This window comes from Pseudomonas sp. GQ91, from assembly GCF_059758795.1.
Genome location: NZ_JCAXED010000008.1, coordinates 184840 through 196424, shown reverse-complemented (window position 1 = coordinate 196424; position 11585 = coordinate 184840). Strand labels below are relative to the sequence as shown.

At 57.6% G+C, this 11585-nt stretch carries 6 protein-coding genes, 4 tRNA genes and 2 pseudogenes; 5 read left to right on the top strand and 7 right to left on the bottom strand.

Going from position 1 to position 11585, the window contains the following annotated elements; genetic code table 11:
- Positions 1–157: 157 nt before the first annotated feature.
- Positions 158–349 (bottom strand): annotated as a pseudogene (locus AC6CIA_RS14295) (IS4 family transposase); the annotation flags it as partial.
- A gap of 240 nt (positions 350–589) precedes the next feature.
- Between AC6CIA_RS14295 and AC6CIA_RS14290 the strand changes: the two are divergent.
- The 5 genes from AC6CIA_RS14290 (at position 590) to AC6CIA_RS14270 (ending at position 9200) form a co-directional block, all read left to right on the top strand.
- Positions 590–1105, top strand: coding sequence for a hypothetical protein (locus AC6CIA_RS14290; RefSeq protein ID WP_498312854.1), 516 nt, complete (start codon positions 590–592; stop codon positions 1103–1105).
- Between the two features lie 78 nt (positions 1106–1183).
- Positions 1184–3919 carry a type VI secretion system Vgr family protein gene (locus tag AC6CIA_RS14285; RefSeq protein WP_498312852.1) on the top strand — a complete coding sequence of 912 codons (2736 nt, stop codon included), beginning with the start codon at positions 1184–1186 and terminating at the stop codon, positions 3917–3919.
- Entirely contained in the window at positions 3916–8463 is a 4548-nt protein-coding gene (locus AC6CIA_RS14280; protein WP_498312851.1) for a polymorphic toxin type 47 domain-containing protein, read from the top strand. Before AC6CIA_RS14285 ends, AC6CIA_RS14280 begins: the two co-directional genes overlap by 4 nt.
- Positions 8464–8474: 11 nt before the next feature.
- Positions 8475–8897, top strand: coding sequence for a DUF6756 family protein (locus tag AC6CIA_RS14275; RefSeq protein WP_498312849.1), 423 nt, complete (start codon positions 8475–8477; stop codon positions 8895–8897).
- A gap of 39 nt (positions 8898–8936) precedes the next feature.
- Positions 8937–9200 carry a PAAR domain-containing protein gene (locus AC6CIA_RS14270; protein WP_339528759.1) on the top strand — a complete coding sequence of 88 codons (264 nt, stop codon included), beginning with the start codon at positions 8937–8939 and terminating at the stop codon, positions 9198–9200.
- A 136-nt stretch (positions 9201–9336) separates the two neighbouring features.
- Here AC6CIA_RS14270 and AC6CIA_RS14265 read toward each other — a convergent pair whose 3' ends face one another.
- The 6 genes and pseudogenes from AC6CIA_RS14265 to AC6CIA_RS14240 all read right to left on the bottom strand — a co-directional run bounded on the left by AC6CIA_RS14265 (position 9337) and on the right by AC6CIA_RS14240 (position 11420).
- Complete coding sequence (locus AC6CIA_RS14265) at positions 9337–9558, bottom strand: hypothetical protein (RefSeq protein ID WP_498312846.1); 222 nt, start codon at positions 9556–9558, stop codon at positions 9337–9339.
- A 646-nt stretch (positions 9559–10204) separates the two neighbouring features.
- Positions 10205–10777: pseudogene (locus AC6CIA_RS14260) on the bottom strand (tyrosine-type recombinase/integrase); the annotation flags it as partial.
- A 229-nt stretch (positions 10778–11006) separates the two neighbouring features.
- A tRNA-Gly gene (locus AC6CIA_RS14255) sits at positions 11007–11082 on the bottom strand.
- A gap of 3 nt (positions 11083–11085) precedes the next feature.
- A tRNA-Glu gene (locus tag AC6CIA_RS14250) sits at positions 11086–11161 on the bottom strand.
- Between the two features lie 105 nt (positions 11162–11266).
- A tRNA-Gly gene (locus tag AC6CIA_RS14245) sits at positions 11267–11342 on the bottom strand.
- Between the two features lie 2 nt (positions 11343–11344).
- Positions 11345–11420, bottom strand: a tRNA-Glu gene (locus AC6CIA_RS14240).
- Between the last annotated feature and the right edge of the window lie 165 nt (positions 11421–11585).

Sequence of the window (11585 nt, the reverse complement as noted above, 5' to 3'; positions counted from 1 at the left end):
AAGTTTGTCCAAGGACGTCCATCAATGTCCAAGCACTGCCATCCAACCGCAATGGACGCAGAACACATCTCCTACCAGAGGCCGCTACCACAACACCGTTGGCGCGCACTCGTTTCCTAGCAACAGCATCGAGATCCTGTCCAGTCAAGGGGACAGCTCACATCCTGGTGCGCAGCGGCAATATGGTTCCGACGACATCGTGCCCGAGCAAGCTGGTCTGACGCATCCCGTTACACACATCTCGAAGCGTCATCCGAGCAAATCGCAGTCTCTGCACGAACACGGCCACATCGCGCAGACTCAGCCGCAGCACCTTGGCACCGGACTCGCCATCTCCTTGACGTCCCTGGAAGCCGCACTCAAGCGCACCACGTGTTCAACTGCGGCGCCTCCTTGGGCTGCTTCTTCTTGTTCAGCACATACGCCGCCTACCACTCGTCCTTCTCGAACAGTAGGTCTGCGGGCAAGTCCGGCAGTGACCTGCCCAGGCGGATCAGCCGGTTGCCCGGTGTGCAACGCACCGGGCCATTCGAGCAATTCGAGGATGCCCCGATGATGTGAGCGGCGACGCTGCACACAATTGGAGCCCATGGTTGACCTCACCACGCTCAAGGCCGAAGACCTGCAGGGTCTGAGCCCGAGCGCCGTCACCGAACTGGCCACGCGCCTGCTCGCCGAGCTCAAGGTGCGCGCCGAGCAAGGCCAGCGCGACGCGCAGGCGATCCGCTTCAAGGACGCCACGCTCGAGAAGATCACCTTCGAGCTCGCCCGACTGAAGGCCTGGAAGTTCGGCGCCCATGCCTGCGCAGTTGACCCGCCCGCTGGACAATGTTGCGCCGCGCCACTACCAGATGAATCGACAATGGCCGTGGTGGACGCCTTGGGCGGCAGCCGGAGCGATTTGCCTGGGGGCATATGGGTTCTTTGCCGTACGCCTGAACACCATAACCCAGCAAGTCATGCAATCGCTGGAAGCCATCTGGTTACGTTGACTTTCGTGCGCTGCTTCGCTGTTTTCCGTAATCCCCAAGGCGTATTAATCCGGCCAAAATCAGCCTTAGAAACAATAAAACAAAACTTCCCACAACACATACGGAAAGTGTGAAGGCGACAGCCAGATAACCCCTCTTTAAAGTTCAAGGCCTCTGAAAACCTGCCAAAGGGATTACCCGCAGGAGTTGCCATGCCTAACTTGCGCGACGTGCGCTTTACCTTCAGTTCGACTGCCGACATCAACTTCGATGTGGTCTCGTTTGAACTCACCGAAGGACTGTGCGAACTGTATCGCCTGACCGTGGACTTGGTCAGCACTTCGGCCACTGCCGACTTCGCGCAACTGCTGGACCAGCCCGCCACCTTGACCATTTGGCAAGGCGAACAACCGGTACGCCATGTGCACGGCTTAATCAGCCGCTTCGAACAGGGCAAGACCGGCTTTCGCCGCACCGCCTACCGCGCCGTGATCGAACCGCAACTGGCCCGCGCCACCCTGCAATCGGACTGGCGCATTTTCCAGCAACGCAGCGTGCCGCAGATCCTCGAACAGCTGTGCACCGAACGCCGCTGGGGCGCCTGCACCCAACACCTGACCGAAACCCACCTGCCCCGCGAATACTGCGTGCAAGCCGGCGACCTGGACTGGGATTTCTACCAGCGCATGGCCGCCGAAGAAGGCTTGCTGTCGATCTTTCAGCACAGCGAGGGCGGGCATCAGTTGATCCAGGCCGACCATATCGCCAGCTTCGGTGTGATCGAGGGCGAACCGCTGGTGTACGAGGCCAACCCCGGTGGCGATCAGGCCCAACCGGCGCTACACAGTTTCACCTACCGCGAGCAGGTGCGCAGCGCCCAACAGACCCAGCGCGACTACACCTTCACCCACCCCCGCTACAACCTGGAGCAGCACGAACAGGCGCGCCAGCTGGAACACCAAAGCCCCGACTACGAACGCTACGACTATCCTGGGCGCTACAAACATGACGACGCCGGCAAGCCCTTCACCCTGACCCGCTTGCAAGGCCTGCGCGGTGATGCACATACTGCCGAAGTTACAGGCGACGATGCGCGCCTAGTGCCGGGGCTGGCGTTCGATCTGACCGGGCATCCGCGTGACGACCTCAACATCGGCTGGCGCGCCGTCGTCATCAAACATGTCGGCCGACAACACACAGCGATGGAAGAAGAAGCCGCCGGCAGCCAAGTGGGCACCCATTACAGCTTCACCGCCACGCTGATTCCCGACAACGTCGAATGGCAGGCACCGCCGCGCCCCAAACCCTGCATCGAAGGCCCACAGATCGCCACCGTGGTCGGCCCGCCCGGCGAAGAAATCTACTGCGACGAACACGGCCGCGTGCGCCTGCAATTCCCCTGGGACCGCGAAGGCCAGGACGACGACCGCAGCTCCTGCTGGGTGCGCGTCACCCACAACTGGGCCGGTGCCGGTTGGGGCCACGTCGCCCTGCCCCGGGTTGGTCAGGAGGTACTGGTCGGCTTCGTGCAAGGCGATCCCGACCAGCCCCTGATCATTGGCCGCAGTTACCACGCCATCAACCGTTCACCGTACAAACTGCCGGACTTCAAGGCCCTCAGCCCGATCCGCAGCAAGGAGCTTCACGGCGAGCGCCACAACGAACTGCGCCTGGACGACACCACCGGGCAAATCAGCGCCGCACTGATGAGCGACCACCAAGCCAGCGCCCTAACCCTCGGCTACCTCACCCACCCACGCCCCGGCGGCGGCGTGCCCCGTGGCGAAGGCTTTGAACTGCGCACCGACGCCCACGGCGTACTGCGCGCCGGCGGAGGTTTATTGCTGACCACCCAACCACGCCCTCGCGCCGCCGAGCACCACACCGACCTGCCGGAAACCGCCGAACAACTCGACACCGCCCGCCAACACCACGCCACCTTCGCCAGCGATGCCCGCGACCACCTGGCCCAGGAAAGCGGCGACCAGGACGAAGTCGCCGACACCCTCAAGGCCCAACACAGCGCCATCCGTGGCACCGACGGCAACCCCAATGCCAACCAATACCCGGAACTGGCCGAACCGCATCTGGTGCTGCACAGCCCCGCCGGCATCGCCAGCAGCACCCCGCAATCGACCCACATCGCCAGCGGTGAACACCTCGCCCTGAGCAGCGGCGGCCACACCAGCCTGGCCATCGGCAAACGCCTGCTGGTCAGCGCCAGCCGTGGTGTGCGCACCTTTGTGCAAAGCCTGGGCTGGCGATTGGTGGCGGCCTCCGGGGATATCGATATCCGGGCGCTGAAAGACAACATCAACGTGTTGGCCAAGCTTAAGGTCACCGTGACGGCCGAGCGCATCACCTTGAGTGCCAAGGAAGAGATTGTGATTCAGGCGGCGGGGAGTAGCACTACCTACAACGCGGGTGGGATTACCCATGCCACCAGCGGGTTGTACACCGGGCATGCCGTGGATTTTATCTACGACGCAGCGAAGAGTAAGGCGGCGGCGTTCCCGGAGGAGCCCAAGGCGGGGAAAGGGAATTTGGAGTTGTTTCAGCAGTATGCAAGTCGCCATGCCTACGAAAACTCCGACTATCGCGTAGAAGACGCCATCGGCCAAGTTTTTACAGGAAAGCTCGATAGCAAAGGCTTCGCAGCAGTGGCCGGACTGGCCACAGGGCCAACCAAAGTCACGCTTGGCAAGGACCCAACCAACACGTGGTCACCCGAGAGCGAGATACAAAAACCTCAAGCACACAAGCTACAAGCGGCGGCCGCTGACCTTGCAACAAAGTCAGCCCAACAAATCGCCGAGGCCATCTTGGCGAAAACACCACCAACCAGTCCTCCTGGCGACAAGAATCTGCTCAAACGCGCTCTTCAACAGCAAGCCTCCGACTCATTCAAAGACTCGATTACGGCCGTCATGGGGAAAGTAAAATCATGAGCACACCCCCTACCCAGCGCCAACCAGAAACTGCGGTCGCGCCTTTAGATACTCTCGGCGAAGATATTGAAGCTGGAGCGAACAGCTTTGATCGATGGCTGAGGGAAATCAGTGACAATAATATTACCTTGGCACGGCTTAAGTCCGTGGCGGAATTCATCCCCATAGTGAACAACATCATGTCTGCCAGCGACGCTGCTGGCGACATCGTAACGCTCACCCAAAGCGAAACCAGATCCATACTTGACTGGGTCAGCCTCGGCGTCAATCTCATAGGCATAATCCCAGTTCCGCCAGCGATGGCGTATGCCAGAAAAAGCCTTAGACCAACACTTCACCTTGTTAAGGAGCGTGTAAAAGCTAATCCGAAAGGGGCTCTAGGGGATGCGTTGGTAACCGTTTTGGTTGGCCATCTCAACGCAACGATCCTAGGCGAATTGGAAGACTTTGTTAACGAAGCTCAATCCCAGCTATCAAAGCACCTGACAGACTGCGGCGAAACAGGAAAAGCTATCATCCTGATGATTGCGAATGCAATTGATGACATCCTTAAAGGCACCCTGAAATTTCAGCCTCCCTCACAGAACGCCTCCGACTCCTTTCTGCATAGACTTACAACCGTCGTAACAGGCCCGATCGACAAAGTTGCGCTTGAGGCGCTGAATTCGATCCACAAATTTATTCCATCACATATCAAACGACTGGCATTCAGCTATACCGCCATCCTCCGCACTCTTGCGGACGAAGTTAAAGCAAGCCTCATCGCATTGGGTGATACCAATACTGAACAGAGCATTGGCTATCTGCTGTTAATACTGTCTCAGGCTGCCAAACGTAAACGCAAACAGCTGAGCCCCTATGTACCGCCATCCGGAGTGGGACAAGCCAAGCGCGTGAGCGGACAGAATGAGTTGGGGGCGACAAATGGACAACCGCCGGCCAAGCGAGACGCGAATGCCGAAAAAAACGGAACCTGCACAGGCACCTGCAACAGCATCACCTTCGCCCGCGGAACAGAACAACTCACTCATACCGACTTTACGCTCCCGGGGCCGTTTCCCGTTACCTGGTCGCGCAACTATCGATCCAGCCTATCAGCACTGGATTGCGGACCAATCGGCGCACGCTGGATCTGCCCCTTCACCGTCCACCTTGAAGTCGTCGACGACACCGTCAATTATCACGATGCCGATGGTCGAACACATACATACCAGACACCGAAAATCGGAAAATTCCATCCCGATGCGATAGAAGAAATCATACTCGTGCGTACTGGCGAAAGAACACTGACCATAGCTCGAGGCCACAACATAGAGGAGCATTATGAGCAGGTCAGCACTACGTTTCGGCTGGTTTCAATACGCCACCGCAACGGCGCGAGCATCTCCTTGCACTATGAGCATCTGCATGAAGGTCTCCAAGTACTGTCAGACCTGTTGACTTATCAAAACGACGAGCCTCATCAGCACATCCAAACCCGTGTTGGCCCAAACGGTAAGATCGCAAGCCTGTGGCTTATGCAAGATGGAGAGCCAAGTCGTCAGCTAGCCGATTATGACTATAGCGCTGAAGGCGACCTTGTAGCGGCGAGAGACGAACACGATAGGCAATGGGACTATCAGTATCAACACCATCTGATCACCCGATACACGGATCGCACTGGCCGAGGAATGAATCTGGAGTGGCATGGCGAAGGCCCTGACGCTAAAGCTATCCACGAGTGGGCCGACGACGGCAGTTATGATGTTCGCCTGGAGTGGAACAGAAACATTCGCCTCACCTACGCCATCAATGCCCTTGGTCACGAGACCAAACACTACTATGACATCCTTGGCTACACCTATCGCATTGTCCATCCGGACGGCAACGAAGAGTGGTTCTTCCGCGATGCCGCCAAGAATATCACCCAACACATCCACACCGATGGCAGCGCCGACAACTACATCTACGATGAACGCGGCAACCTGCTCCAGCACACCCGCCCGGACGGCAGCAGCATTCATCACGCCTACGATGATCAGGATCAGCTCTTCAAGACCCGCGACGCCGAGGGCGGTCTGTGGAAGTACGACTACGATCAACGCGGCAACATCATCGAAACCATCGATCCGCTGGAAAACAAAACCCAGTACAGCTACAACAGCGACAACCTGCCCGTGGTCATCACCGATGCCAACGGTGGTGCCAAACAACTGGCCTACAACGCTGACGGCCAACTGATCCGCTACACCGACTGTTCGGGCAAGCTCAGCCAGTGGAACTACGATGCACTGGGCCAGCTCAGCTGCTTCACCGATGCCGAAGGCCACGTCACCACCTACGAGTACCACGCCGGGCAGCTGGTGCGACTTATCCACCCGGACAAAACCGAAGAACACTTCGAGCGCGACGCCGAAGGCCGTCTGCTTAGCCACACCGACGCCCTGCGCCAGCGCACCATCTGGCACTACAACGAAGCCGGGCTGATCCAACAGCGCCAGGACGCCAACGGCACAACCCTCGACTACCGCTGGGACCGCCTCGGCCAACTGATCGAACTGCGCAACGAAAACAACAGCACCGCCAGTTTCAAGTACGACCCGGCCGGGCGCCTGCTCAAGGAAACCAGCTTCGACCAACAGACCACCCACTACCTCTACGACCACGGCAGCAATCAACCGACTCGCCGCCTCAATGGCGACCGGGTCAACGAGTTTGAGTACGACCCGATGGGCCGACTTATAGCCCGTCATGCCGGGCACAAGGAAGGTCTGGAGTGGCAGACCGAAACCTTCGCCTACGACGGCAATGGCAACCTGCTGCTCGCCGAGAACGCCGCCTGCAAACTGCAATGGTTCTACGACCGTGCGGGTAACAACACCCGCGAGCATCAATACCTGCGCTACCTGCAGGAACCGCATGTGGCGGTGTGGAAGCATGAATACGATGCCCTCAACCAACGCATCGCCACCACTCGCCCGGATGGGCATCGGGTCAGCTGGTTGACCTATGGCAGCGGCCATCTGCTGGCCTTGAAGGTCGACGATACGGAACTGCTCAGCTACCAACGTGACAACCTGCACCGCGAAATCGCCCGCGACCAAGGCAACGGCCTGCAACAACGCCAGGCCTGGACACCCAACGGCCAGTTGCTGGAACAAGCATTGGGAAAACGGGGCGACTCCCAACGCCTGGTGGTGCGCAATTACCGACATGATGCCGCCGGCCAATTGACCCGCATCGACGACACCCGGCGCGGCGCCCTCAGCTACCGCTACGATCCGCTCGGTCGCCTGCTTGCCGCCCAGACCATCAATGGCGAAGAAACCTTCGCCTTTGACCCGGCCAGCAACCTGCTGGACCCGCAGGCACCGCGCCGTCCCAATCAATATGTCCCGAACAAACTGCTGGACAACCTGCTGCGTGACTACGTCGGCACGCACTACAGCTATGACGAGCGAGGCAACCTCAAGGAGCGCCTGCACAACGGCAAGAAATCTCACTTCACTTGGGATCTGCACGACCGCCTGACCGGCTACGCAGATGACAGATTGACCGCAACCTTTGCCTACGACGCTCTGGGCCGACGGCTGTTCAAGCTGTCCAAAGCCAAGTACCACGACCGCCGCGAAGCCGGGCCGATGTGGAACAAGCTAGAGCGGGCCAAGCTCGACGAACAGTATGGTTGTGGCTACACCATCTACGGTTGGGATGGTGATGTGCTGGCTTTTGAGAGCCGCAACAATGACAAGAGCGAACGCCTGACCCACTACTTTTTTGAGCCTGGCAGCTTTGTGCCGGTGGCGCAGGCGGTGGAGCAACGCAGCATCCAACTGCTGCCCGAACCGGTCTATGAGGGTGCTTACGACATCGACCGCGATCCGGTGTGGCAGCACAAACCTAAGCCGGTGAGCTTCAGCGCCGTGGCGTGGTACCAATGCGACCACCTTGGCACGCCGATGGAGCTGACCGACGAACAGGGCGATATCGCCTGGGCCGGGGTCTACAAGGCTTGGGGTCTGGCCAAGGAACAGCGTAGCGAGGCCGCCAGGCGCGCGGATGTGCGCAATCCACTGCGTTTTCAGGGGCAGTACTTTGATGTCGAAACAGGGCTGCACTACAACCGTTATCGGTACTATGATCCGCAAGTAGGGCGGTTTATCGGCAAGGATCCGATCGGGTTTGCGGGTGGACTCAATGTTTATGCCTATGCACCAAACCCGGTGACTTGGATTGACCCGATGGGGCTAGCCACACTAACGCATGCACCGGACTTTGACACCGCAAGAACACAGGCATTCAAGAACGCAGGAATGACAAATCCTGATAATGTTACATTCTCTAAATATGACCCAGTAACGGGCACTGTCGTTGAGTTCAAAGGAGAGGGGGGAGCAAAAGTTGCATATGATGCGCCTCATGCCGATATGGAACCTGCAACCGGACACGATAAATCGCATGTAGGTTGGCAAACTGCAGGAAAGCGCGGAAAGTGCGGCTGTGCTGACCGAGGCAATATTACCTATAGCGGCCCACAACATCCACATCGCCCTGACAAGAAGTAGGCTGATACATTATGAATCAAACAAACAGCTCATCTCTTAAGACCGAAATAGAAGAAGCCTTAGTATTGAATGGGCTGGTCGCCCACGAGATAGCGAATAAAGATGAAGTACTATCAGCAATAGAGTCCATCTTTGTCAAAGAGAGGCCTAGAGCTTGGTGGTCATCCTTGGCGGCAAAACCAAAAATATACACATTCACTGATAACTCAGCACACTTACATATAGAAGAAGTAGCGCCACCCACTACTGACGACGTCTGGCTAATAGCGGACGAGGACAACGAAGAAAAATTGTTATTCAGTCTCCCACTATCAAAAATCAAAAGCGTTCTGGAGGAATGCCGATTCTTCGAGTATTACATCGTGGACAAAAATCTTACCTGGCTGCTCGCAGAGAATGACCACGGCGACATTCTTGTTTCCAATAACAATTGATCGAACTCTGCCCACTATAAGAGTAAGAAGGAAAAATCATTGAAGTGTATAGTTCGCCTCGGCGACACCACCGACCACGGTGGTGTTGTCACCGAATTCATCCCCCACACCAACCTCAACGGCAAACCCATGGCCGGCAAAGGCCACATGGTGATGTGCCCCTTATGCAAAGGCCCCTTCCCGATTGCCGAAGGCAGTAGCACCTATTCCGTCAACGGCATTCCCGTGGCGTTGGATGGCATGAAGACCACCTGCGGCGCCACCCTGATCGCCAGCGGTTCCCGCGGCGCCGTTCACCGCTGACCAACCACGGATCCAGCAATGACACAGTGGCTACTCCGAACCTGCGCACGTTACCCGTGACGGACTCAAAGACCACCTAATCCCCCCTTCAACGAGAGATGGTGGGGACCAATGAAATCGTAAACGCACTTAGAGGTTATTGTTGGATTTTAGGCTGGACGGAAATCAGGTCCTGGACCTCTACGCAGGAGTAGGTATTGGAGTAGTTGTGGAAACGAGGTTGTGGTTGGATGCCAGAGGTCACGCACTGGAACGCCGACGAGCCTTTTTGCAAGATCAGAAAGTGTTCCAGACTGACGTGTCCTGGCGCCTGATAGGCCGCCTTGATCTCATAGCCGCCGCGTAGTAGCTCGATCACCCCTTTTTGTCCGCCAGGACTAATGGGCTAGTGACTACGAGACCCAGCAGGGAGGTGCTCAGGATAGTATTTTGCAATACGAGTCGTTCTTGGCATGAATCCGTCGTCCTTGTGTGAAAAATACCAAACTACCAAAACCCAACAAATCTATCACGATCCAGGCCCACTGAGTTGCAGAGCTTGGCAACCTGGTCAACGCTCCGGCAGCGCAGGTCTAGAAGAGTCCGCCCAGCCCAGGCAGCAGTCGCCTCAGAAAAGGAAGGACATAGACCGGGCGAACGCTGCAAACCATAGCCAGGCGCAACGCCGACGGCTAACCGAGACAGTTTATCGACGTGTCGGGGAGATCGTGAGGCCGACCCGCTGACCGAGATGCGCCACAAGTTGCGGAAACTGCCTGAAATGATGCGGAAACGATCAGGTTGTAGGGTACCTGCCGAAATGAACCTCAGAAACACGAAAGCCCCGCATTCGCGTAATGCTGTTCACTTAAGCGGAGCAGCATTACGGTCCACTGGAAATCGGTTTTTTGATTTTCACCGTTCTTGGCCTGGCAGGTCTGGGGCGGTGATCCAGAAACAAGCTGCCGATAAGGGTTGTGGCGAACCTTGGGTTTAGGCATCGCCACGATATCGAGGTCGGCGGCCGGGTTTACCGCCAGTCCCTTCTCAACCATGGCATAGCGGAACAACTGGTTGAGCCAGGTGCGGCATTTTTCGGGCGTGGTCATGGCCTTGCGCCGCTCAATCTTGCGCAGCACTTCCAGCACATGCTGACGCGACACCTCGACGATAGGCAGACCCCCCAACCAGGGCAGGATGTCTTTGTCGAAGTGACGATCGATCTGCGACAAGGTGCTTTGGCGTCCGACCTTCAGGCTCAAAGTCCTGAACGCGCGCCAGTCTGTGAAAACGCGACGAAAAGAGTTCTCCGTTGAGGCGCTCGCGGCCAGTCGCGCTTCTCGGCGGTTGGCGCGTGGATCGATGCCCTGGGCGACCAGCGCACGCGCTTCGTCCCGCGCCGTGCGCGCGTCTTTGAGACTGACTGCCGGATAAACACCCAGTGAAATGCGCGCTTGCTTGCCCAGCCAATAGAAGCGGAAGTGCCATTGCTTGGCACCCTTGGGGCCCACGAACAGCGCGAGCCCACCCGAGTCTTTGAGGGTGTAATTTTTACCGGAAGGTTTCGCCTGGCGAACGGCGGTATCGGTCAAGGCCATGAGTACATCTCCCGTCTCGTAGGGTCGAGGAGATATATATCGATGCCGGACCGGGGCGTTCCATCCAAAAACCGCTGCGCTCGCTGCCCGGATTCTATGTACTCAAAACTGTACTTAAAAAACGTGGCTGGAGGCGGATTTCGGTGGATCGCACTGGAACGAAAAAAGACGCCTAAGCGTCTATTTTCAATGACTTACAGACTTCCATGGAACTCTGTAGATCGATAATTGGAGCGGGAAACGAGACTCGAACTCGCGACCCCGACCTTGGCAAGGTCGTGCTCTACCAACTGAGCTATTCCCGCAAATGGCGTCCCCTAGGGGACTCGAACCCCTGTTACCGCCGTGAAAGGGCGGTGTCCTAGGCCACTAGACGAAGGGGACACGCTAACTGAAACACATGGTGTGTATTCCAGTGCCCAGACCCTAGCCCTAAGACTTGGTCCTGGTTTCACTCAGTGCCGCCCTGGAGCCACACTGCTTAAAAATTGGAGCGGGAAACGAGACTCGAACTCGCGACCCCGACCTTGGCAAGGTCGTGCTCTACCAACTGAGCTATTCCCGCAATGGCGTCCCCTAGGGGACTCGAACCCCTGTTACCGCCGTGAAAGGGCGGTGTCCTAGGCCACTAGACGAAGGGGACACACGTACAACATTCACTGCTTATCGCGTTTCGCTGTGTGCTTTACGCTGTAAGTGGCGCGCATTCTATGGATGGATTGAAAGGTCGTCAACCCCCATGGATAAATTTATTTAAATCAATGACTTCGCCCTGCTTTACCAGCACCGGCGGGGGTTTCTCGGCGTC

Excerpts from the sequence above, each read along its gene's own strand:
- AC6CIA_RS14290 (WP_498312854.1), top strand. The coding sequence starts at position 590 with ATGGTTGACCTCACCACGCTCAAGGCCGAAGACCTGCAGGGTCTGAGC.
- AC6CIA_RS14285 (WP_498312852.1), top strand. The coding sequence starts at position 1,184 with ATGCCTAACTTGCGCGACGTGCGCTTTACCTTCAGTTCGACTGCCGAC.
- AC6CIA_RS14280 (WP_498312851.1), top strand. The coding sequence starts at position 3,916 with ATGAGCACACCCCCTACCCAGCGCCAACCAGAAACTGCGGTCGCGCCT.
- AC6CIA_RS14275 (WP_498312849.1), top strand. The coding sequence starts at position 8,475 with ATGAATCAAACAAACAGCTCATCTCTTAAGACCGAAATAGAAGAAGCC.